The 20,878-nt window shown below is 73.0% G+C and carries 21 protein-coding genes; 15 read left to right on the top strand and 6 right to left on the bottom strand.

What is annotated here, in order from left to right; translation table 11 throughout:
- Window positions 1–85: 85 nt before the first annotated feature.
- The 5 genes from DEJ04_RS05305 to DEJ04_RS05285 all read left to right on the top strand — a co-directional run bounded on the left by DEJ04_RS05305 (window position 86) and on the right by DEJ04_RS05285 (window position 4,602).
- Window positions 86–856, top strand: a complete 771-nt coding sequence (locus tag DEJ04_RS05305) for a DUF308 domain-containing protein (protein WP_146248644.1) — start codon at window positions 86–88, stop codon at window positions 854–856.
- A gap of 139 nt (window positions 857–995) precedes the next feature.
- The gene (locus DEJ04_RS05300; RefSeq protein ID WP_071406181.1) at window positions 996–1,826 is read left to right on the top strand and encodes a hypothetical protein; all 831 of its coding nucleotides are present in this window, start codon (window positions 996–998) and stop codon (window positions 1,824–1,826) included.
- Window positions 1,823–2,314: a SprT-like domain-containing protein gene (locus DEJ04_RS05295; protein WP_111023268.1), complete on the top strand. Its 492-nt coding sequence runs from the start codon at window positions 1,823–1,825 to the stop codon at window positions 2,312–2,314. Before DEJ04_RS05300 ends, DEJ04_RS05295 begins: the two co-directional genes overlap by 4 nt.
- Window positions 2,315–2,361: 47 nt before the next feature.
- Entirely contained in the window at window positions 2,362–3,057 is a 696-nt protein-coding gene (locus DEJ04_RS05290) for a CGNR zinc finger domain-containing protein (protein ID WP_027466753.1), read from the top strand.
- A gap of 285 nt (window positions 3,058–3,342) precedes the next feature.
- Window positions 3,343–4,602, top strand: coding sequence for an Nramp family divalent metal transporter (locus DEJ04_RS05285; protein WP_111046452.1), 1,260 nt, complete (start codon window positions 3,343–3,345; stop codon window positions 4,600–4,602).
- A gap of 30 nt (window positions 4,603–4,632) precedes the next feature.
- On the opposite strand, the gene DEJ04_RS05280 is transcribed toward DEJ04_RS05285, so the two are convergent.
- Together DEJ04_RS05280 and DEJ04_RS05275 are read right to left on the bottom strand one after the other, a co-directional pair.
- On the bottom strand, window positions 4,633–4,935 hold the full coding sequence (locus DEJ04_RS05280; RefSeq protein WP_111046451.1) for a DUF427 domain-containing protein: 303 nt from the start codon (window positions 4,933–4,935) through the stop codon (window positions 4,633–4,635).
- 42 nt (window positions 4,936–4,977) lie between these two features.
- Window positions 4,978–5,583: a 2-phosphosulfolactate phosphatase gene (locus DEJ04_RS05275; RefSeq protein WP_258371315.1), complete on the bottom strand. Its 606-nt coding sequence runs from the start codon at window positions 5,581–5,583 to the stop codon at window positions 4,978–4,980.
- Window positions 5,584–5,674: 91 nt separating this feature from the next.
- Here DEJ04_RS05275 and DEJ04_RS05270 point away from each other — a divergent pair, with 91 nt between their 5' ends.
- From DEJ04_RS05270 to DEJ04_RS05255, 4 genes are all read left to right on the top strand, one after another.
- On the top strand, window positions 5,675–6,313 hold the full coding sequence (locus DEJ04_RS05270; RefSeq protein WP_071406184.1) for a GNAT family N-acetyltransferase: 639 nt from the start codon (window positions 5,675–5,677) through the stop codon (window positions 6,311–6,313).
- A gap of 69 nt (window positions 6,314–6,382) precedes the next feature.
- A complete protein-coding gene (locus DEJ04_RS05265; RefSeq protein WP_071406185.1) occupies window positions 6,383–6,865 on the top strand; it encodes a hypothetical protein in 483 nt (160 codons plus the stop codon).
- A 132-nt stretch (window positions 6,866–6,997) separates the two neighbouring features.
- Window positions 6,998–7,570, top strand: coding sequence for a DUF1684 domain-containing protein (locus tag DEJ04_RS05260; RefSeq protein WP_051597091.1), 573 nt, complete (start codon window positions 6,998–7,000; stop codon window positions 7,568–7,570).
- A 10-nt stretch (window positions 7,571–7,580) separates the two neighbouring features.
- A complete protein-coding gene (locus DEJ04_RS05255; protein ID WP_035809483.1) occupies window positions 7,581–7,940 on the top strand; it encodes a GntR family transcriptional regulator in 360 nt (119 codons plus the stop codon).
- Window positions 7,941–8,103: 163 nt separating this feature from the next.
- Here the strand turns inward: DEJ04_RS05255 and DEJ04_RS05250 are convergent, their stop codons facing one another.
- On the bottom strand, window positions 8,104–8,931 hold the full coding sequence (locus DEJ04_RS05250; RefSeq protein WP_258371319.1) for an endo alpha-1,4 polygalactosaminidase: 828 nt from the start codon (window positions 8,929–8,931) through the stop codon (window positions 8,104–8,106).
- Between the two features lie 294 nt (window positions 8,932–9,225).
- Between DEJ04_RS05250 and DEJ04_RS05245 the strand changes: the two genes are divergently transcribed.
- Window positions 9,226–10,836, top strand: a complete 1,611-nt coding sequence (locus DEJ04_RS05245) for a DEAD/DEAH box helicase (protein ID WP_111032224.1) — start codon at window positions 9,226–9,228, stop codon at window positions 10,834–10,836.
- Window positions 10,837–11,072: 236 nt separating this feature from the next.
- Window positions 11,073–11,276, top strand: coding sequence for a CsbD family protein (locus DEJ04_RS05240; protein WP_111023260.1), 204 nt, complete (start codon window positions 11,073–11,075; stop codon window positions 11,274–11,276).
- Window positions 11,277–11,345: 69 nt separating this feature from the next.
- Here the strand turns inward: DEJ04_RS05240 and DEJ04_RS05235 are convergent, their stop codons facing one another.
- The gene (locus DEJ04_RS05235) at window positions 11,346–11,888 is read right to left on the bottom strand and encodes an NUDIX hydrolase family protein (protein ID WP_111046450.1); all 543 of its coding nucleotides are present in this window, start codon (window positions 11,886–11,888) and stop codon (window positions 11,346–11,348) included.
- Window positions 11,889–11,961: 73 nt separating this feature from the next.
- Between DEJ04_RS05235 and DEJ04_RS05230 the strand changes: the two genes are divergently transcribed.
- A complete protein-coding gene (locus DEJ04_RS05230; RefSeq protein WP_111046449.1) occupies window positions 11,962–12,582 on the top strand; it encodes an alpha/beta hydrolase in 621 nt (206 codons plus the stop codon).
- Between the two features lie 71 nt (window positions 12,583–12,653).
- On the opposite strand, the gene DEJ04_RS05225 is transcribed toward DEJ04_RS05230, so the two are convergent.
- Window positions 12,654–13,328, bottom strand: a complete 675-nt coding sequence (locus tag DEJ04_RS05225) for a PadR family transcriptional regulator (protein ID WP_111038468.1) — start codon at window positions 13,326–13,328, stop codon at window positions 12,654–12,656.
- A gap of 160 nt (window positions 13,329–13,488) precedes the next feature.
- Here DEJ04_RS05225 and DEJ04_RS05220 point away from each other — a divergent pair, with 160 nt between their 5' ends.
- Together DEJ04_RS05220 and DEJ04_RS05215 are read left to right on the top strand one after the other, a co-directional pair.
- Complete coding sequence (locus DEJ04_RS05220; protein ID WP_111046448.1) at window positions 13,489–18,246, top strand: DEAD/DEAH box helicase; 4,758 nt, start codon at window positions 13,489–13,491, stop codon at window positions 18,244–18,246.
- Between the two features lie 92 nt (window positions 18,247–18,338).
- Window positions 18,339–19,118, top strand: a complete 780-nt coding sequence (locus tag DEJ04_RS05215; RefSeq protein ID WP_111046447.1) for an Fpg/Nei family DNA glycosylase — start codon at window positions 18,339–18,341, stop codon at window positions 19,116–19,118.
- Here DEJ04_RS05215 and DEJ04_RS05210 read toward each other — a convergent pair.
- The gene (locus DEJ04_RS05210; RefSeq protein ID WP_111046446.1) at window positions 19,109–20,023 is read right to left on the bottom strand and encodes a LysR family transcriptional regulator ArgP; all 915 of its coding nucleotides are present in this window, start codon (window positions 20,021–20,023) and stop codon (window positions 19,109–19,111) included. The two genes, DEJ04_RS05215 and DEJ04_RS05210, sit on opposite strands and share 10 nt — an antisense overlap.
- A gap of 69 nt (window positions 20,024–20,092) precedes the next feature.
- Between DEJ04_RS05210 and DEJ04_RS05205 the strand changes: the two genes are divergently transcribed.
- The gene (locus DEJ04_RS05205) at window positions 20,093–20,824 is read left to right on the top strand and encodes a LysE/ArgO family amino acid transporter (protein ID WP_111046445.1); all 732 of its coding nucleotides are present in this window, start codon (window positions 20,093–20,095) and stop codon (window positions 20,822–20,824) included.
- Window positions 20,825–20,878: the final 54 nt, after the last annotated feature.

Genomic DNA, 20,878 nt, shown 5'->3' with positions numbered 1-20,878 from the left:
GACGGACTTCGGGCACTCGGCGGGTCCGGCTGTCAGGATGGTCTGAACGACCGCGCAGGTGCGCGACCGAGCGATGGGAACCCTGATGACGAACGACGACCGGAACGACCAGGACCGGACGGGCGACGGCCAGGCGCCGCGCTGGGGCGACGCCCAGCAGCAGCAGCCCGACGCCGAGGCCCCGCGGTACGGCGAGCGGGTGGACCCGGCGCCGACCTCGACCCCGCAGTACGGCGAGCAGTACGGGCAGGGCCAGCAGCAGCAGTACGGGCAGCAGTCCGGGCAGGGTCAGCAGTACGGCCAGCCGAACGGCGAGCAGCAGTACGGCCAGCCGTCGAGCACGCCGAGCTGGAACGACCAGCAGCGCCACGACCAGCACCACGACCAGCAGCCGTACGCCGCCGCGCCCGCGCACGCCGGTGCTCCGGCCTGGCAGAGCCACGACGAGCCGAAGCCCAAGAAGAAGACCCTCGGTGTCGTGGCGTTCTTCCTCGGACTCGCCGCGCTCGTCATCGGCGTCATCGGCGGGTACGTGATGGGGTCGGCGCTCGCCAACAGCGACGCGATCAACAACCTCGTACCGAGCAGCGGTGCGACCCCGGACCAGCAGGAGCTGCAGCGTCAGCTCATGAACGACCCGGCCGTCATCTCGCAGATCGGGGTCGGTGCGGTGATCGCCGGCGTGGCCGCGATCCTCGGGCTCTGGGCGCTCGTGCAGGGCATCATCGCCGCCGTGACCAAGCGTGGTCGCGGCTGGGGCATCTTCGCGATCATCCTGGCCGTCGTGGCCACGATCGCGACGCTGGTCACCTACGTCGGCGTGGCCGCTGCCGCCGCGGTGGCCGCCAACTCCTGATCGACCACTCGGAACGGCCCGTCGTGCTCCGGCACGGCGGGCCGTTCGTCGTCCCGGGGCACGCGCGGACGCCTGCACCCGCGCAACCTGAGCGCGTCGCACCGACCGCTCCCGGGAGACCGCGGCTACCCTCGAACCGATGTCCCTCCCGCCCGACGACCGCCAGCAGCCCGACCTGTCCGACCGTTCCCGCGAACCGCGCCACGCGGCTCCCGTGACGGCCGGAGTCAGCCCGGGCAGCACCTTCGCGCCCATCAGCCTGCGACCCGCGGTCGACGTCGACGCCGTGCACCAGCGGCTCCGTGACCTCGGCCAGAGCCGCAGCACCGACGCCCTCGCCGAACGGGCCGAGCTCCTCCGCCTGCTCGGTCGTCTGGACGAGTCACTCGTCATCGCGGAAGAGGTGTTCCGCCTGGCGATGTTCACCGGGGAGCGCCAGGACAAGGTCGCCGCGCGGATCCGTCGTGCGCACGTCCTGCACGACCTCGGGCGGCACGACCGCGCCGCCACCGAGGCCGCCATGGCCCGCGACACCGCCGCCACCGAGGAGTGGCCCGAACTCGAGGGCGCCGCAGCCGAGATCGAGGGCTGGTCGCTGTTCGAGAACGACCGCTTCGACGAGGCCCGCGCCGCCCTGTCGCGGGCGTACCAGGCCTTCCGACAGGCCGGCGCGCCGTCCGAGCGCACCGACGCGCTGCGCACCGCGGTCGAAGCCGCCATGCGGGCCTCGATCACCAACCCGGCGGAACCGTCCGACAAGCCACGGACCGCCCGCGAGGTCGCCGCCCGCCGTGCCGAGGACGAGGAACCCACCACCCGCGTCGCCGAGCCGGTGAAGCAGGTCCCGCCGATCCGCCGCCGCGTGCTCGGTGCGCCCGACGCCGCACGGACCGAGGCCGACGACATCTGGGGCCGGATCGCGGCCCGGGCAGCGAAGAAGGGCCAGGCCGACCCGCGCGCCGAGCAGTGACCGCGCTCGAGACCGTCCGGCTCCGCGCCGAAGCGCTCATCGCCGAACACCTCGGTGCCGGCACGTGGGCGTTCGGCTTCGACCACGCCAAGACCCGCGCCGGTCAGTGCGACTTCGCGCGGAAGCGGATCACGGTGAGCCGTCACCTGGCCACCCGGTTCTCCGACGACGACGTCGAACAGGTCCTGCTGCACGAGGTCGCGCACGCACTCGCCGGCGCCCGGGCGGCACACGGACCGAAGTGGAAGCGCACCGCCGCGGCGATCGGGTACACCGGCTCCCGGCTGCACGACGGGCCGATCGCAAGCGAACTCGCCCCCTGGATCGGCACCTGCCCCGCGGGGCACGAGCACTTCCGGTACCGCACGCCCACCCGTCCCCTGGCCTGTGCCCGTTGTTCCCGGCGGTTCGATGCCCGGAACGTCATCACCTGGCGGCGCCGGACCGCGGACGACGACGCGGCCACGATGGCGTCGACTACCGCATGAGGGTCCCGACGCACGGAGGCGCGCCGGTAACCCGTTAGCCTGGGCGGATGCACACGGGGCAGCACATCCGCACGGACGCCGGTTCCTCCTGGTTCTTCGACGCCGGACGGATCGCGCTCGACTTCGCGCACACGGGTGGCTTCGCCGACGACCCCACCGGACGCCGTCCGCGATCGCAGCTCGGGGAGCTGCTCGCGAGCCCGGCCGACCTGGACGAGTGGCTCAGCGAGCACACCGAGCCGATCGACGTCGGCGCCAGCGCCCGCGAGCTGCAGGACGCCCGGGCCCTGCGTGCCGCGATCGCCCGACTCGCCGTGGCCGCCGCCCCCGCGCCTGCGAGCACCGCCGCGGAACGCACCGCCGTGGCGGCGGGCCTGCGTGCCGGGGCCGGCCGCACGCGCCCCGCGCCCGACGACATCGACACCGTCAACCTGTTCGCCGCCCTGCCGGACGTGCCCCCGAGCCTCCCGGGTGGCCGACGCCGTGCCGGAGCCAACCGGGTCCGCCTGGCGCAGGCCCTGTCGAGCGTCGCGCGCGACGCCGTCGCGCTCTTCACCGAGGTCGGCTTCGACGACGTCGAGGCCGACGGCCGGCCGACGCGGCTGAGCCGGTGCTCGGCCGAGGACTGCGGCCTGGTGTTCTACGACTCGTCGCGCGGTGGGACTCGACGCTGGTGCTCGATGCAGCGGTGCGGCAACCGGGCGAAGGTCCGTGCGCACCGCGCCCGCCGCGCCGCGGAGTGACCACGAGCTGACACCCTCCTCTCGTCGTCCGGGAGGGGTGAGTCCCAACCAGCCACCGACCGAGAGGCGCGGGGCGGCGCCGCCACGGGCCTCCCGTCCGCCCTCCGCGAGCGGCCACGACACCCCGCTCACCTCCGCCGAGCGGTCACCAACCGTCGGCTGGCGGCATCCCAGCCGACCGATCGCGACCACCCGACATACGCATCCGCGAGCGGCGACCGGCGAGTACCACGACCCGACGAAGAAAAAGATTCGGCATGCCGAATTCTCTGGCAGGATCGGTGCATGACCGACACTGCCAGCCCCCGGCTCGACGAGCACCCATCCGGTGCCCCGCGTCGCCGCGCAGCCGGGCTCACCCTGCTCGGACCGGCCTTCGTCGCGGCCATCGCGTACGTCGACCCGGGCAACGTCGCTGCCAACCTGACCGCCGGAGCCGAGTACGGGTACCTGCTGCTCTGGGTGCTCGTGGCCGCGAACGCCAGCGCTGTGGTGGTGCAGTACCTGTCCGCCAAGCTCGGGGTGGTGACGGGCAAGTCGTTGCCCGAGCACCTCGGCCTGCGGATGCGGCGCACCCCCCGCCTGCTGTTCTGGGGTCAGGCCGAGATCGTCGCCGCCGCGACCGACATCGCCGAGGTCATCGGCGGCGCGTTGGCGCTCTACCTGCTCTTCGGCCTACCGCTCGTGGTCGGCGGGATCATCACCGGGCTCGTCTCGATGCTCCTGCTGACCCTGCACAGCCGCCGGGGCACGCGCCTGTTCGAGACCGTGGTGACGGCGATGCTCGCGATCCTGACGGTGGGCTTCTGCGCTGGGCTGCTGTTCGCCCGGGTGTCTCCGGCCGACCTGGTCGCCGGGCTCGTGCCGCGGTTCGAGGGCTCCGGGTCGGTGCTGCTGGCGGCCTCGATGCTCGGCGCGACCGTGATGCCGCACGCGGTGTACCTGCACTCGGCGCTCGCCCGGGACCGCCACGGGGACGTCCCCGCCGGGCCGGAGCGTCGCCGGGTGCTCGTCGCGACCCGGTGGGACGTCGGGCTCGCGCTGATCGTCGCGGGTGGGGTGAACATCGCGATGCTCGTCCTCGCCGCGGCCACCCTGCCGGGCGTCGGGGGCACCGACTCCATCCCCGGGGCGCAGCGCGCCATCGCCGAGAACGTCGGCCCGGTCGTCGGGGTGCTCTTCGCCGTGGGCCTGCTCGCGTCCGGCCTGGCCTCGACCTCGGTGGGCTGCATGGCCGGCGCGGAGATCATGCAGGGCCTGCTGCACGTGCGGATCCCGCTCGTTGCCCGGCGCGCGATCACCCTGGTGCCGGCGATCGTGCTGCTCGCACTGAACATCGATGCGACGATGCTGCTCGTCGTCAGCCAGGTGGTGCTGAGCTTCGGGATCGCCTTCGCGATCGTGCCCCTGGTGGTCTACACGTCGCGACGGAGCGTGATGGGGACCGACGTGAACGCCGCGACCACCCGCGTGGTGGCGTGGGTGATCGCGGCGGTCATCGTGGCGCTCAACGTCGCGCTGGTCGTGCTCACCCTGACCGGCTGAGTCGCAGCCGGTCAGGGTGACGGGCGGTCGTCACTCGACGACCTGGACGTCCTTCCAGAACGCGACGTAGCCCGAGTAGTCCTTGCCGACGCGCTCGAACGACGACGGGATCGGCGTCGGGTACGACCAGGCGCGGTCCTGCAGCGCCTGTCCGTCGACGTTCACCGTGAAGTACTGGGTGTCGCCCTTCCACGGGCAGTGGTACTGGGTGGGGCTCTCGGTGAAGAGCTCGGTCTTCACGCTCGACGGCGGGAAGTACCAGTTGCCCTCGATCTTGATGAGGTCCTCTTCGGGGGCCTCCGCGATCACCGTGTCGCCGACGACTGCCTTCATGGCGTTGCTCCTTCGCTCGCTGGTTCCGTGACGGGGCGAACGCTACGCGCGCTCCCCCGATTCCCGCAGGACGGGCAGGTCCGGCCCCGCGGCGAGCGCCGCGTGCACGTCGTCGCGGCTCAGGACGGCGGCTCCCTCGGACGCGCTGACCAGGTGCCGCACGGCACGGCGCAGCCCCGTGTACGCCGCGCAGGCCGCAGCGGCTTCGGGTGACGTGTGGTCGATGCCGACCTCGGTGAGCGCGTCGACGACGGCTCCGGCGGCGAGCAGGTCCTCGACGGCGAAGTCGGGTGCGTCGGCCACGTCGACGGACTCCCCCGCCGCCTCGGCCGCGTCGTCGAGGACTGCGGAGTGGTGCAGCCCGGCGGCCACGATCGCGACGACGCACCGGTCACCGCGTGCGGCCTGGAGGCTCGTCACCCGTTCCGCGACCGCCGCCGCGTTGCCGAGGTGGCCGAGCACGACCTCCGGCCCCTGCGGCAGCTGGGCGGTCACGTTCCGCAGCGCGCGCCGCTGTGCTGCGGCGTCGGGGGTCGGCGGCAGGGCGTCGACCCAGACGAGCAGGTGGGTGCCGTGGGCGATCCGTGCCGCACCTCCGGGACCCCACGCGAACCGGACCTGGTACTTCTCCTGGGTGCGTTCTGCCACGTCCGTCACGATAGCCGCCCGGGCGATGCTGTCCTTCTCCACAGGGTCGCCGTCCGACCGGGGTCCACCAGGGTCGCCAACCCTAGGATGCATGGTCATGGAGATCGCCCCCGTACCCACCCTGACCGGCGACCGTGTGACGCTCGAGCCCCTCGGGCAGGAGCACGCGGAAGACCTGCGGGCGGCGGTCGCGGACGGCGATCTGTGGCGCACCTGGTACACCTCCGTGCCCGCCCCGGCACAGGTCGAGGCCGAGATCGACCGGCGGCTCGCCGAGCACGAGGCCGGACGCATGGTGCCCTTCGCCGTGCGGGACCGCCCGACCGGCCGGGTGGTGGGTGCGACGACCTTCATGAACATCGACCCGGGCAACCGCCACGTCGAGATCGGCAGCACGTTCCTTGCCCGGTCCGCGCAGCGCTCGGGGATCAACACCGAGTCGAAGCTGCTCATGCTGTCGCACGCGTTCGAGGCCTGGCAGTGCATCGCGGTCGAGTTCCGCACCCACTGGCACAACCTGCAGTCCCGGGCGGCCATCGCGGGCCTCGGCGCGAAGCAGGACGGCGTGCTCCGGAACCACGCGATCGGCCGTGACGGCACGCTGCGCGACACCGTGGTGTTCTCGGTGATCGCGTCGGAGTGGCCGGCCGTGCGGCTCTCGCTGGCCGAGCGGCTCCGGCGGCACGACCGCGCCGAGGGGTCCCGCCGCCGGTCGGCCCGGCACGCCTGAGTCGTCCCCGCTGCGTCGTCTCGCACCGCCACGATGCACCGTCCAGCCCGCGGGCGTAGCGTCACCGCCATGCATGTCGGCCTCCGGATCGTCCTCGATGCGCCGGTCGACGCCGTGCGCGATGCCCTGCTGTCCCCGTCCGTCATGGTGGCGGTGACGAAGCCGTTCCTGGCGTACCGCTCGCGTGATCCCCAGGGGTTCCCGGAGCGCTGGGAGCCGGGGCACCCGCACCCGATCACCGCGGACGCCTTCGGACTGGTACCGAGCGGCGACACGCACGTCGACCTCGACCTGTACGAGGTCCGGGGAGTGCCCGTGCAGCGCGACAACGGCGGCGGCACGTCCGGGTTGTTCGGGCGGATGACGATGTCGCACCGGATGGCCGTCGTCCCCGCGCCGGGTGGCCGGACCCTGCTGCTCGACCGCCTGACCTACCGGATGCGACCGGCCGTCCTCGGGCTCGCCCTGTGGCCCGGCATGTGGGTCATCTGGCAGTGGCGGGCGTTCCGGATGCGCGCCCTCGCGCCCACCTGGCGGACCGACGGCGAGTGACGTGACGCGGGTCGGGCCTCCCGTCCACCGCGGAGCGGGCGTAGCCTCGACCACGTGAGCCAGACGCGCCCCCAGGAGCCGACGACCGACGACCGCGTGCGCAGCACGCTGGCGACGACGGATTGGCGGCGGATGACGTTCGACCTGTACCGCCGTGTCCGCGCCACCCCCGACCCCCAGACGGCGCACGCGCTCTGGCGCGAGACGCGGGATGCGATGTTCGCGGAGCATCCCGCCTCGCCGCTGCTCGACGAGGACGCCCGCGACTTCGAGTCCCTGCCGGTGCCGGACTACGACCCCGCGTGGCGGTTCCAGGTCCGCATCGAGGCCACGGAGCCCGCCGAGTTCGACTTCGAGACCGGCACCGACGGTGTCGTCCACTTCGACCGGCTCGGACTCGTGCGGGTCCCCGGAGTCGGCACCCTCGACGTCTGGAAGCACGGCGGCTACGCGGGCGGGGTGTTCGTCCCCGTCAAGGACGCCAGCGCCGGCAAGGCCCGCGGCACCTACGGCGGCGGGCGCTACCTGCTCGACACCATCAAGGGCTCGGACCTGGGCGGCGACGACCTCGGGTCGCTCGTGCTCGACTTCAACTTCGCCTACAACCCGTCGTGCGCGTACGACCCGGCGTGGGCGTGCCCGCTCGCGCCTCCGGGCAACACCGTGCCGGTCCCGATCCCCGTCGGCGAGCAGTACGACTTCTAGGGTGGAACGCATGACAGGACTCGTCGCCCTCGACGTCGGTGGCCGCGTGCCGCCGTTCGAACAGGTCCGATCGCAGATCGCCGCACAGATCACCGCCGGGTACCTGGTGGACGGCGAACGGCTGCCGAGCGTGCGCGGGCTGGCGGACGAGCTCGGGCTCGCCGCCGGCACCGTCGCGAAGGCCTACCAGCTGCTCGAGGAGGCCGGGCTCGTGCACACCGCACGGGGCGCCGGTACCCGGGTGGTGCGGCCAGCGGCGGTGCCGGACGCGGTGGCCGAGGCCGCTCGTGCCCTGGCCGCTGCGGCGCGCTCGGCGGGGCTGTCGGCGGACCAGGCTGCGACCGCGTTGCGCGAGGCCTGGCCGGCGTAGCGGGCGCGGGTGGCTGCGCTGGCGCTGGCGCTGGCGAGTCTGGCGGGGCTGGCGCTTCCGGGCGTACCTGGTCGTTCCGGGCGTACCCGGTCGGAAGTTCTGACCCGGTACGCCCGATTCGACCAGGCATTGCAGGCGTTCTGGGAAGGAACGTCCCGAGCGCTCAGCAGTGCTCGTACACGTACGCGTCGTCCTTCGGGGTCACCAGGTCGCGGTCGCGCAGGATCGTCATGGCCGGACGGCTCTTCAGCCCGCACACCGAACCCCACGAGCGCTCGAGGGTGTCCGAGTACTCCACGTCGATGACCCGCTTGCCGTAGGCCTTCGTGTACGCGGCGCACTCCCGGTACTGCACGCACTCCTCGGCGACGACGAAGTCGAACCCGGTCTGCTTCCGGCCGGACGCCCCGAGCTGCGGCGTGTTCTTCTGCCCGACGGCCAGGCCGTGCCGGTGCCCCTTGGCGACGAGCGACTTCGCGAGCGCCAGGTTGCCGGCACGGGTGAGCCGCTTGCCGCTCCGGGTCCACGAGTCGAGGTTGTCGAACTCCACGGCGTCGAACCCGCGGTCACCGCAGCGGGCGACGGTCTTCGCGAGCACCTTCGTGATCAGGGCACGCTTGGCCGCGGTCCGGGTGTCGAGGAGCATCTCGTCCGGCCACCCCGGGTCGGAGACCGGCTTGCCCGCGCGGTCGCGGAGGATCGCCGACGGGTACGACTTCTTCCACGTGCGGGCGGCCTCGGGCTGCGTCTGGAACCCGTTGACGTAGCAGATGTTGTACTTGCCCTTCGCGGGGCGGTCGGTGCTGTCGCGCTCGACGATCGTCACGCCGGAGGGCGGGGTGTACCCACCGCCGAGCTGGTAGTCCACGCGGCCCGAGGTCGGCAGGTTGCGATAGCTCCCGGCCGCGCTGGTCGTGGCGGCCTCGGCGCAGCCGGCGGTGCCGAGGACGGCCACCAGGGCCATCGCGGTGGTCAACAGGACGGATCGCATGCGCACCCCGGAATCCTCGCACGCGCAGGGCGAACGACCCCGCCCTCGCTGTTCCGGGGATGTGCACGCTATGCTGGTCGTACTCGAGGCGCCGATCGCCTCGTGCGTCGTACGGACGCCCCGAACTCCCGACCACCTGTCCCCGGACTCTGGTCGATGATCGAGCACCTCACGAAGGTGCCCAGGCTTCTCTGCTGCGGCGACTGCGCCAGCCACATCCGTTGGCGCGCATCCCGCCCGCGCGCTGCCTCAGAGCGCGCCCACAGCCGGACTGCTCCGGCTCGAAAGGTCACCATGACCACCGAAGACATCCGTTTCTCCGACCTCGGCGTCCCCGCGCCGATGGTCTCCGTCCTCGCCGACCAGGGCAAGGACATGGCGTTCCCCATCCAGGCGGACACCCTCCCGGACTCCCTGCAGGGCAAGGACGTCCTCGGCCGCGGCCGCACCGGCTCCGGCAAGACCATCGCCTTCGCGATCCCGCTCGTCGCCCGCCTCGCCGCCAGCGGCCGCAAGCGCCGCGCCGGTCGCCCTCGCGCCCTGGTGCTCGCACCGACGCGTGAGCTCGCGACGCAGATCGACGTCGCCCTCGCCCCGCTCGCCAAGGCCATGGGCCTCAACACCACGACCATCTTCGGTGGCGTCGGTCAGGGTCGTCAGGTCGACGCCCTGCGCGGCGGCGTCGACGTCGTGGTCGCCTGCCCGGGTCGCCTCGCCGACCTGATGCAGCAGGGTCACGTGAACCTGGGCGACATCGAGGTCACCGTCCTCGACGAGGCCGACCACATGGCCGACATGGGCTTCCTGCCCGGCGTCACCAAGATCATGCAGGCGACGCCGGAGAACGGGCAGCGACTGCTGTTCTCCGCCACGCTCGACAACGGCGTGGACAAGCTCGTCAAGAAGTTCCTGCACAACCCGGTGATGCACTCCGTCGACGAGGCGAACAGCCCCGTCGAGGCGATGACCCACCACCTGTTCGAGGTCGCCGACGCCGACGCGAAGAAGCACCTCGTGAGCGCCCTCGCCTCGGGCAACGGTCGCCGCATCCTCTTCATGCGCACGAAGCACCACGCCAAGCGCCTCGCCAAGCAGCTCAGCAGCCAGGGGATCCCGGCCGTCGACCTGCAGGGCAACCTGTCGCAGGGCGCCCGTGAGCGCAACCTCGCGAAGTTCTCCTCCGGTGAGGCCCTCGTGCTCGTCGCCACCGACGTCGCCGCCCGCGGTGTGCACGTCGACAACGTCGAGCTCGTCGTGCACGTCGACCCGCCCACCGAGCACAAGGCCTACCTGCACCGCTCTGGACGCACGGCGCGTGCCGGTTCGTCCGGTGACGTCGTCACCGTGACGATGCCCGCCGAGCGTCGCGACGTTGCGCAGATGATGCGTGCAGCCGCGATCAAGGTCACGCCGCAGCACGTCTCGGCGACCTCCCCGGCCGTCACCGCGCTCGTCGGCGAGGTCGCTCCGATCCGCCACGTGGCCGAGGAGCAGCCCACCCAGCAGCGTCAGCCCAAGCAGCGCTCGGCCGAGTCCGCCGGTGACGGTGGCGGTCGTCGCCGTGGTCGCGGCGGTCGGTCTGGAGGCGCGGCGCAGCCCGCGCGCTCCGGCTCGGCTGGCGAGTCCGCCGGTTCGGCCGGGGGCCGTCAGGGCCGTCCGGCCCGTGGCGCACGTTCCGAGGGCGCCGGGCGCTCCGGTGCCGCGGCCGCCGGTTCGACCGGTGGCCGCCGCAGCGGCGGCAACCGCCGCTCGGGCAGCAGCGACGTCGTGCGCGGCGGCTCGTCGGCCGTCTGGTCGTCCGAGGGCGGCTACGCCGCGGGTCGGTCCGGCAACGAGTCGGGCGGCAACCGTCGTGGTGGCTCGCGCCGCGCCTCCCGTCCGGCCGGCGCTGCCGACCGCCACTGACCTGCGCGCTTGACCCACGCGGCCTGAGCGCGTCGATGCCCGCACGACACCGGTGTTCACGTTTCGAACCCCCGCATCCCGGGGTGTGATCCGTGAACACCGGTGTTTTGCGTGAGTGTGCTGGCGAACCTTGGCGGGGGCTGGGGGTGGGGTACTCCACCGGGCGTACGGTCTGCTTCACCGGATGCCGCGCAAGCGGCTGACGGGGAACACGTCCGCTTCTGGAAGGAGTGCCTATGGCTGGCATCGATGACATCAAGAACGCCGCTGAGAAGGCGGCAGGCAAGGTCAAGGAAGCCGTCGGGAACGCGACCGACAACGACCGCCTGAAGGCCGAAGGCCAGACCGACCAGGGCAAGGCCTCGGCGAAGCAGGGCGTCACCGACGTCAAGGACGCCGCGCACGGCGTCGCCGACAGCTTCAAGGACGACAAGCACTGAAGCCGGTTCGCAACCGCGCTGCGAAGCCCCCGGATCCGATCGGACCCGGGGGCTTCGTCGTGCGCGGGGCTAGTGCAGGGCGCCGACCGATGCCAGACCGGCCCGCAGCAGCGTGCCGCGGCCGCCTTCCATCTCGTCGGCGACGGCGTCGGACGCGGCTTCCATCGGGGTCATCCACGTGAGCTCGAGGGCGTCCTGCCGGGGCTCGCACGTCCCCGTGACGGGGACGACGTACGCCAGCGAGATCGCGTGCTGCCGCTCGTCGGTGTACACCGAGGCGCCGGGCAGCGGGAAGTACTCGGCCACGGTGAACGGCGTCGGACTCGAGGGCAGCTGCGGGAACGCCATCGGCCCGAGGTCCTTCTCGAGGTGACGGAACAGCGCGGTGCGGATCGACTCGCCGAACATCACCCGGCCGGACACCAGGGTGCGGGCGATCGAACCGCTCGGGGAGACCCGCAGCAGCACGCCGACCTCGGTCACGACGCCGAGGCCGTCGGTGCGGACGGGGACCGCCTCGACGTAGCAGATCGGCAGACGACGGCGGACGTTCGCGAGCTCCTCGTCGGACAGCCAGCCGGAGTCGGGATCGGGGGTGCGCAGCGAGGACATGCACCGTGTCTACCAGGGACGGCGGCGAGTTCGGCGGAAGGCGCGGGAGTTGGGGATGGTTAGCGTTGTCCACATGATCGATGCGGACCTGGTGCAGTGGACCCGGAGTACCTCGGACAGGCGGAGCACGCCCCTGCTCGTGGCGATGCACGGGGTCGGGTCGAACGAGCACGACCTGCTCGGCCTCGCCCCCGCGCTGCCACCCGCGTGGACGGTCGCGTCGCTCCGGGCGCCGATGCCGTGGGGGCCCGGCTTCAGCTGGTACCCGCTCGGCACGCCCGGCTCCCCAGAACCAGAGGCAGTGGACGCCGCGACCGTCGAGGTGCTCGACTGGATCGACTCCGTCGCCGCCGACCACCCGCGGATCGGGTTGCTCGGGTTCTCGCAGGGCGGCTCGATGGCGCTCCAGCTGCTGCGCGCCCGGCCCGCGGCGTTCGCGTTCGCGGTGTCGCTGTCGGGCTTCGTCGTGCCGGGCGTCACGGACTCCCGCGACGAGGCCGTGTCGGCCGTGCGGCCGCGGGTGTTCCTCGGGCACGGCGACCTCGACCCGGTGATCCCGCCCGAGGCCACCGCCCGGACGCAGGCGTGGGCCGCAGCGCACACCGACGTGACCGACCGTTCCTACGCGGGCCTGCCGCACGCCGTGTCGACGGCGGAGCTGGCGGACGTGGCGGCCTTCGTCGACGCGGTGTAGGCGCACGACGACGGACAGGAGGCCCGGTGCCAGCTGGCACCGGGCCTCCTGTCCGTCATGGGTGACGTCCGTCAGTCGGCGAGGATCTGGAGCAGGTCCTTGCGGAGCTGGTCCACCTTGGCCGTGGCGGCCTTGGCCTGTTCCTCGGTCGCGGTGCTGCGGTACATCTGCAGGACGCCCATGGTCTTCCGGAGCGCCTCGAAGAACTCGCGCTGGGCGTCCGGGATGCCCGGGGCCCCGTCGAGTGCCGCAGCGATCTCGTCGGCCTTGGCCTCGGTCTCGGCCTTGCCGGCGTCGGTGAGCTCGAAGAGCGTCTTGCGGCCGTCGCCCGACGAGACCACGAGGTCTTCGTCGACGAGCTGCTGGAGCGTCGGGTAGACCGAGCCGGGGCTCGGCTTCCAGGCGCCGCCGGTGCGCTCGGCGATGGTCTTGATCACGGCGTACCCGTTCTGCGGGCCCTCGGCCAGCAGACCGAGGATCGCGAGACGGACGTCACCGCGGCGACGGCGTTCGCGGCCGAAACCGGGCCCGCCGAAACCGGGGCCGAAGCCCATGCCCGGGCCGAAGCCGGGGCCGAACCCGCGGCCACCGAAGCCGCGGCCGCCGTGGTCGTGGTCACCGCGGTCACGGCCGGGGAAGCCGGCGCCGTGGTGCTGCCGCGCGCCGCCGAAGCGGGGGCCGCGCGGGCCGAACCCGCGCTGGTCGCGGGGGGACGTGTTGCTGTTGTCGTCATACGAGGGGCGCATGAGGAGTCCTTTCGTCGTGCTGAGTCGGCTCGCGACCGGTCTGACCTGATCGTCTTCGTCGTATCGCGATGTGTTTACGATAGATCGGTAACTATCGCTCTGTCAAGGGGTACGTGCGCTCGGCCTGCTGTCGGTGGTGGCGGGCAGGATGGGACGGACCATGACGGACGTCTTCGAGCGCTTCTCCCCCGCGACCACCGAGTGGTTCCGCGGCGCCTTCGACGCACCGACGCCCGCGCAGGCCGGGGCGTGGGACGCCATCTCGACCGGGCACCACGCACTCGTGATCGCCCCGACCGGCTCCGGCAAGACCCTGGCGTCGTTCCTGTGGTCGATCGACCGGCTCATCAGCGCGACGGACCGTCCACCGGCGAAGCAGCGCACGCGCGTGCTCTACGTCTCGCCGCTCAAGGCCCTGGGCGTCGACGTCGAGCGCAACCTCCGGAGCCCGCTCGTCGGCATCACCCAGACCGCACGCCGCCTCGGCACCGAACCGCCCGACGTCACGGTCGGTGTGCGCAGCGGTGACACCCCGTCGTCCGACCGGCAGAAGCTCCTGCGCCAGCCGCCGGACATCCTCATCACCACGCCCGAGTCGCTCTACCTGATGCTCACCTCGCAGGCGCGCGAGACCCTGGTGAACGTCGACACCGTCATCGTGGACGAGGTCCACGCGGTCGCCTCGACCAAGCGCGGCGCACACCTGGCCGTGTCGCTCGAGCGTCTCGACGACCTGCTCGACAAGCCCGTGCAGCGCATCGGGTTGTCCGCGACCGTCCGCCCGCCGGAAGAGGTCGCGCGGTTCCTGGGCGGCCGTGCACCGGTGACGATCATCGCGCCGCCCGCGCAGAAGACCTTCGACCTGCGGGTCGTCGTGCCCGTCGACGACATGACCGAGCTCGGGGCGCCGCCGGTCGGTGCGGACGCCTCCGAGTCGCCGACGAACGGGTCGATCTGGCCGCACGTCGAAGAACGTGTCGTCGACCTGATCGAGGAACACCGCTCGACCATCGTGTTCGCGAACTCGCGGCGGCTGGCCGAACGGCTGACTGCTCGACTGAACGAGATCCACGAGGAACGCGTGCTCGCCGCCGCCGGTGACGGCGTGCTGGTGCCGGCGGGGGCGTCCCCGGACGACGACGGCCTGCCCGTGGCGCGGGGCCGCCCGCAGTCACCGGCCCGCACCTCGGCGCACGCCGTCGCACCCCAGGGGGCCAAGCGACCGCCGGCGCAGCTGATCGGCGGGTCCGGGCAGACGGGCGGCGGGGGCTCGGACGCCTCCGTCCCGGTGCTCGCCCGCGCACACCACGGCTCGGTGTCGAAGGACCAGCGCGCGATCATCGAGGACGACCTGAAGTCCGGTCGGCTGCGGTGCGTCGTCGCGACGAGTTCACTCGAGCTCGGCATCGACATGGGCGAGGTCGACCTGGTCGTCCAGGTCGAGGCGCCGCCCTCGGTCGCGAGCGGCCTGCAGCGCGTCGGTCGTGCCGGACACCAGGTGGGCGAGATCTCCCGCGGCGTGCTGTTCCCGAAGCACCGGGCCGACCTGGTCAACAGCGCGGTCACGGTCGAGCGGATGGTCACGGGCCAGATCGAGTCGATCTCGGTGCCGGCGAACCCGCTCGACGTCCTGGCGCAGCACACCGTGGCGGCCGGGGCGATCGACACCCTCGACGTCGAGCACTGGTTCGAGCTCGTGCGGCGGAGTGCCCCGTTCAGCGGCCTGCCCCGATCGGCGTTCGAGGCGACGCTCGACCTGGTCACGGGCCGGTACCCGAGCGACGAGTTCGCCGAGCTCCGGCCACGGCTGGTCTGGGACCGCGTGCACGGCACCCTGACCGGGCGCCCCGGTGCGCAGCGACTCGCGGTGACGAGCGGTGGGACGATCCCCGACCGCGGCATGTTCGGCGTCTTCATGGTCGGCGAGAAGGCGTCCCGCGTCGGCGAGCTCGACGAGGAGATGGTCTACGAGTCGCGCGTGGGCGACGTCTTCGCCCTCGGTGCGACGAGCTGGCGGATCGAGGAGATCACCCACGACCGCGTCGTCGTGAGCCCGGCGTTCGGGCAGCCCGGACGCGTGCCGTTCTGGAAGGGCGACGGCATCGGCCGGCCCGCCGAACTCGGCCGTGCCACCGGTGCGTTCGTCCGCGAGGTCGAGGGCGCCTCGGACGACGACGCCCGCGCCCGCGTCGCCGCCGGTGGACTGGACGAGCGCGCGATCACCAACCTGCTGACCTTCCTGCGCGACCAGCGCGCGGCCACCGGTCACGTGCCGAACGACACCACGCTCGTCATCGAGCGGTTCCGCGACGAGCTCGGGGACTGGCGGCTCATCCTGCACTCGCCCTACGGCATGCAGGTGCACGCACCGTGGGCCCTCGCGGTCGCCGCACGGCTGCGCGAACGGCACGGCATCGACGGTGACGCGATGGCGGCCGACGACGGCATCGTCGTCCGCATCCCGGAGACCGACGCCGAGCCGCCGGGTGCCGACCTGTTCGTGTTCGAGCGCGACGACCTCGAGGCCCTGGTCACCGACGAGGTCGGCGGCTCGGCACTGTTCGCCGCGCGGTTCCGTGAGTGTGCGGCGCGCGCCCTGCTGCTGCCCCGTCGGAACCCCGGGCAGCGGTCGCCGCTCTGGCAGCAGCGGCAGCGGGCCTCGCAGCTGCTCGAGGTCGCGCAGAAGTACCCGACGTTCCCGATCGTGCTCGAGACCGTGCGCGAGGTGCTGCAGGACGTCTACGACGTGCCCGCCCTGCTCGGGATCGCCGACGACATCGCCGGACGCCGGATCCGCCTGGTCGAGACGGAGACCGAGCAGCCGTCGCCGTTCGCCCGCTCGATCCTGTTCGGGTACGTCGCGGCCTTCATGTACGAGGGGGACACCCCGCTCGCCGAACGCCGGGCAGCGGCCCTGTCGCTCGACTCGACCCTGCTCGGCGAGCTGCTCGGCCGTGCGGAGCTGCGCGAGCTGCTCGACCCGGCGGTCATCACCTCGGTGGAGCGCGACCTGCAGCGGCTGTCGCCGGATCGCCGCGCCCGTGACGCCGAGGGACTCGTGGACGTGCTGCGGCTCGTCGGCGCGCTCGACCTCGACGAAGCGGTCGACCGGAGCTGGCTCGCCGACACCGCCGACCGTCCAGCGGCCACCGCCGAACTGCGGAGCACGCTCCAGGTGTTGGAGCGCGACCGCCGAGTGCTGTCGTTCTCGCACGCCGGGGCGACCCGCTGGGCCGTGATCGAGGACGCCGCCCGCCTGCGCGACGCGCTCGGGGTCCCGCTGCCGATCGGTGTGCCGACGGCGTTCGTCGAGCCCGTGGCCGACCCCCTCGGCGACCTGATCGGCCGCTACGCCCGGTCGCACGGGCCGTTCTCCGCGCAGGAGGCCGCCGGTCGCCTCGGGCTGGGCATCGCCGTCGTGCAGGACACCCTGCGCCGACTCGTCGCCGACCGCCGGGTGGTGGAGGGCGAGTTCCGACCCGACCGCCAGGGTGCCGAGTGGTGCGACGCCGAGGTCCTGCGACGGATCCGCACGAAGTCACTCGCAGCGCTGCGGCACGAGGTCGAACCGGTCTCGCCGGACACCCTCGCCCGCTTCCTGCCCGCGTGGCAGCACGTGCAGACCCCCGGGACCCGCGGTGGGCTCCGTGGCGTCGACGGCGTCCTGCAGGTGATCGACCAGCTCGCCGGGGTCGCCCTGCCCGCCAGCGCCTGGGAGACCCTGGTACTGCCGTCGCGCGTCACCGACTACTCGACGAGCATGCTCGACGAACTCACCGCCACCGGCGAGGTCCTGTGGTCCGGCGGGGGCACCCTGCCGGGCAACGACGGCTGGGTGCGCCTGCACCTGGCCGACACCGCGGCGACGACGCTCGCCGAGCCCTCAGGTGACGAGACGACCGAGCTGCAGCGGGACGTGCTCGGCGCCCTGGCCGGCGGTGGCGCGTACTTCTTCCGGCAGCTGGGCCAGGCCGTGGGCAGCAGTGACGACCAGGCGCTCACCACCGCGCTGTGGGACCTGGTCTGGGCCGGGCAGATCACGAACGACACGTTCGCCCCGCTGCGCTCGATGCTCGGCGGCAAGGCGAAGAGCTCGAGCGCTCCGCGGGCTCGGGCCTACCGCGGCCGTCGGCGGCCGACCATGCCGACGCAGTCCGGGCCGCCGTCCGTCGGGGGTCGCTGGTCGCTCCTGCCGCTGGCCGAGTCCGACTCGACCGTGCGGGCCGCGGCGACCGCCGAACAGCTGCTCGAACGCTACGGCGTCGTCACCCGCGGTGCCGTGCAGGTCGAAGGCGTCCGTGGCGGCTTCGCCGGGGTGTACCGGGTGCTCTCGCGCTTCGAGGAGTCCGGTCGGGCTCGTCGCGGGTACTTCGTCGAGGGGCTCGGCGCGGCGCAGTTCGCCACCGGCCCGACCGTCGACCGGCTGCGCACCTACGCCCGCGAACTCGGCGACGACGAGCGCGACGACCCGGACCGGAAGCGCGAGGCGCTCACGCTCGCCGCGACCGACCCGGCGAACCCGTTCGGGGCCTCGTTGCCGTGGCCGACGGGCGACGCCGACCCCGGTCTCGTGGTCGACGACGTCGAAGCCGCCCCGCCTGAGACCGCGGTCGGCAGCGGTGCGAAGACGGCTCGGGGCCACCGGCCCGGGCGCAAGGCGGGTGCCCTCGTCACGACCGTCGACGGCAAGCTGACCGTGTACGTGGAGCGCGGCGGCAAGTCGGTGCTCACCTTCACCGACGACGCCGCCGATCTCGCTGCCGCCGCCGCCTCGATCGCCGGCATCGTCCGGACCGGGCTGCGGAAGCTCTCGGTCGAACGGGTCGACGGGGACTTCGTGCTCGAGACGCCGCTCGGCGGCGCGCTCCGGGCCGCGGGGTTCACGGCGACCCCGCAGGGGCTGCGGCTCCGTGTGTGAGGCGAGCCGCGCCTCCCGGCAGTGCAGCGACCACGTGCCGGAGGTGACCCGTGCCATCGGGACTGCGCGCGCGCACCCGTCGGAGGTGACCCGTGCCTGAAGGCGACACCGTCTACCGGGCTGCCCGCCGCCTGCACACCGCGCTGGCGGGCAAGGTCCTGACGAAGAGCGACTTCCGCGTCCCCGCGTTCGCGACGCTCGACCTGGTCGGCCGCACCGTCGACGAGGTCGTCCCCCGCGGCAAGCACCTGCTGCACCGCATCGGCGACCTGACCGTGCACTCGCACCTGAAGATGGAGGGCCGGTGGGACGTCTACGCGCCCGGTGACCGCTGGCGACGTCCGGCGCACCAGGCCCGGGCGATCCTGGACGCCGAGGGGATCTCCACCGTCGGCTTCGCCCTCGGGGTGCTCGAGGTGGTACCGCGCGACCAGGAGTCCGAGGTCGTCGGACACCTGGGGCCGGACCTGCTCGGCCCCGACTGGGACGCCGACCTCGCGCTCGCCAACCTGACCGAGGACCCCGAACGCCCGGTCGGGCTGGCGCTGCTCGACCAGCGGGTGCTCGCCGGGCTCGGCAACGTGTACCGGAATGAACTCTGCTTCCTGCGCGGGGTGCTGCCGACGCGTCCGGTCGGGCAGGTGCCGGACCCGGCGCGGACGATCACGCTCGCCAGCCGACTGATCCTGGCGAACCGCGACCGCAGCGCCCGCGTCACCACCGGCGTCGACCGCCCCGGGCGACGGTTCTGGGTCTACGGCCGTGCCGGCAAGCCGTGTCTGCGGTGCGGGACACCGATCCGGCACGGCGAACTCGGCGACTCGGAACTCACCCTGCGCGACACCTACTGGTGTCCGCGCTGTCAGACCTGACGCGCGGGATGCAGGCGCGACGCGGCGGTCGCTCGGACGGCGTCGGTGACCCGTTCGAGCAGGGGTGACGCCAGGTTCCAGCGCTGCCACCACAGCGCCACGTCGGCGTGCCGCCCCGGGGCCAGCTCGACCAGGACACCGCGGTCGATCGCCTCGAGGCACTGCGCCTCGGGCAGCAGCCCCCACCCGAACCCGAGCGTGACCGCTCGGGCGAAGTCGGCGGAGGTCGGGACGAAGTGGCGCGGGCCGCCGGGAGCGTGGCCGAGGACCTGTCGCAGGTACCCCTGCTGCAGGTCGTCGTCGCGGTCGTAGTCGACGAGCGGGACCTCGTCGAGCCGCCGGAGCATCCGCCGCTCGGTGCCGGTGTCGCCGAGGTAGCGGGCGACGAACGCCGGGGACGCCACCGCCCGGTACCGGTCGATGCCGAGCGGTACCGACGAGCAGCCCTGCACCGGGTCCGCCTCGGCCGTCACGGCGCCCATCACCGTGCCGGCGCGGAGCAGCTCGGCGGTGCGGTCCTGGTCCTCGCGGTGCAGGTCGAACACCACCTCGGTGTCGGCCCGGACGAGGGCGAGGGCGTCGAGGAACCAGGTGCCGAGCGAGTCGGCGTTCACGGCCAGCGGGATCGACGGCACCACCGACGATCCACCGCCGAGGGCTCGGGAGGTCTCCTCGTCGAGCAGCCGGACCTGCCGGGCGTGCCGGAGCACCACTGCGCCGTCCGCGGTCGGGCGCACCGGGGTGGTGCGCTGGAGCAGGACCCGACCGACCTGCTGCTCCATCGACTTGATCCGCTGCGAGACCGCCGACGGGGTGATCGCCAGCGCACGGGCCGCCGCGTCGAGCGTGCCGTGGTCGACGGCGGCGAGCAGCGTCTCGAGGTGCTCGCGCTGGAACCGGGTCATGCAACTGAGCTTACGGCCCTGCAGGAAGGTGAGCTGTACTACACCGGCACGCGGCCCTAGCGTCGGACCGTGACCACGCTCCTGCCCCTGCTCTCCGGCCTCGGCACCGGCCTCGCACTGATCGTCGCGATCGGTGTGCAGAACACCTACCTGTTGCGACTCGCCGTGAGCGCCGGGCTCCGGGTGGTGGCCGCTGCCGTCGTGGTGTGCGCGGTCTCGGATGCGCTGCTCATCGTCGCCGGGGTGCTCGGGGTCGGCGCCGTGGTCGAGCGGTTCCCCGTGGCGCTCCTGGTGATCCGGTTCATCGGTGCCGCGTTCCTGCTCACGTACGGGGTGCTCGCGGCGCGGCGTGCGCTGCGGCCCTCGGGGGACGCGATGCGCGTGGCCGACGAGGCGGCCGACGACGGAGTCGTGGGCTCCGGTGCGGGCGCAGGCGCGGGGGTCGACGCGACCACCGGCACGACGGTGGCGGCGGGGCGGACGCGCACCGCGCCTCCCGGCCAGGTGGTGACCATGCGGACGGCCGTGCTGACCATGCTCGTCTTCACGTGGGCGAACCCGCACGTCTACCTGGACACGCTGGTGTTCCTCGGGTCGGTGGCGAACCAGCAGGGTGCGGACGACCGGTGGCTCTGGACGATCGGTGCCGTCGCGGCGAGTTGCCTGTGGTTCGGGGCCCTCGGGTTCGGCGGACGCCTGCTGCGGCCGCTGTTCGAGAGGCCGCTGACCTGGCGGGTGTTCGACGGGCTGGTCGCCGTCGTGATGCTCGCGTTCGGTGTGCTCCTGCTCGTCGGCGCGTAGCGGCGGCGGCGCCCGGGCGGCGCCGCCGCTACGCGCCGACGAGCAGGAGCACAC

The organism is Curtobacterium sp. MCLR17_044, assembly GCF_003234435.1.
Lineage (GTDB): Bacteria > Actinomycetota > Actinomycetes > Actinomycetales > Microbacteriaceae > Curtobacterium > Curtobacterium flaccumfaciens.
This window is presented reverse-complemented; position numbering and strand designations above follow the sequence as displayed.

Excerpts from the sequence above, each read along its gene's own strand:
- DEJ04_RS05300 (WP_071406181.1), top strand. The coding sequence starts at position 996 with ATGTCCCTCCCGCCCGACGACCGCCAGCAGCCCGACCTGTCCGACCGT.
- DEJ04_RS05270 (WP_071406184.1), top strand. The coding sequence starts at position 5,675 with ATGGTCATGGAGATCGCCCCCGTACCCACCCTGACCGGCGACCGTGTG.
- DEJ04_RS05235 (WP_111046450.1), bottom strand. The coding sequence starts at position 11,888 with ATGTCCTCGCTGCGCACCCCCGATCCCGACTCCGGCTGGCTGTCCGAC.
- DEJ04_RS05305 (WP_146248644.1), top strand. The coding sequence starts at position 86 with ATGACGAACGACGACCGGAACGACCAGGACCGGACGGGCGACGGCCAG.
- DEJ04_RS05225 (WP_111038468.1), bottom strand. The coding sequence starts at position 13,328 with ATGCGCCCCTCGTATGACGACAACAGCAACACGTCCCCCCGCGACCAG.
- DEJ04_RS05255 (WP_035809483.1), top strand. The coding sequence starts at position 7,581 with ATGACAGGACTCGTCGCCCTCGACGTCGGTGGCCGCGTGCCGCCGTTC.
- DEJ04_RS05230 (WP_111046449.1), top strand. The coding sequence starts at position 11,962 with ATGATCGATGCGGACCTGGTGCAGTGGACCCGGAGTACCTCGGACAGG.
- DEJ04_RS05265 (WP_071406185.1), top strand. The coding sequence starts at position 6,383 with ATGCATGTCGGCCTCCGGATCGTCCTCGATGCGCCGGTCGACGCCGTG.
- DEJ04_RS05290 (WP_027466753.1), top strand. The coding sequence starts at position 2,362 with ATGCACACGGGGCAGCACATCCGCACGGACGCCGGTTCCTCCTGGTTC.
- DEJ04_RS05210 (WP_111046446.1), bottom strand. The coding sequence starts at position 20,023 with ATGACCCGGTTCCAGCGCGAGCACCTCGAGACGCTGCTCGCCGCCGTC.
- DEJ04_RS05250 (WP_258371319.1), bottom strand. The coding sequence starts at position 8,931 with ATGCGATCCGTCCTGTTGACCACCGCGATGGCCCTGGTGGCCGTCCTC.
- DEJ04_RS05240 (WP_111023260.1), top strand. The coding sequence starts at position 11,073 with ATGGCTGGCATCGATGACATCAAGAACGCCGCTGAGAAGGCGGCAGGC.
- DEJ04_RS05280 (WP_111046451.1), bottom strand. The coding sequence starts at position 4,935 with ATGAAGGCAGTCGTCGGCGACACGGTGATCGCGGAGGCCCCCGAAGAG.
- DEJ04_RS05285 (WP_111046452.1), top strand. The coding sequence starts at position 3,343 with ATGACCGACACTGCCAGCCCCCGGCTCGACGAGCACCCATCCGGTGCC.
- DEJ04_RS05245 (WP_111032224.1), top strand. The coding sequence starts at position 9,226 with ATGACCACCGAAGACATCCGTTTCTCCGACCTCGGCGTCCCCGCGCCG.
- DEJ04_RS05220 (WP_111046448.1), top strand. The coding sequence starts at position 13,489 with ATGACGGACGTCTTCGAGCGCTTCTCCCCCGCGACCACCGAGTGGTTC.
- DEJ04_RS05260 (WP_051597091.1), top strand. The coding sequence starts at position 6,998 with ATGACGTTCGACCTGTACCGCCGTGTCCGCGCCACCCCCGACCCCCAG.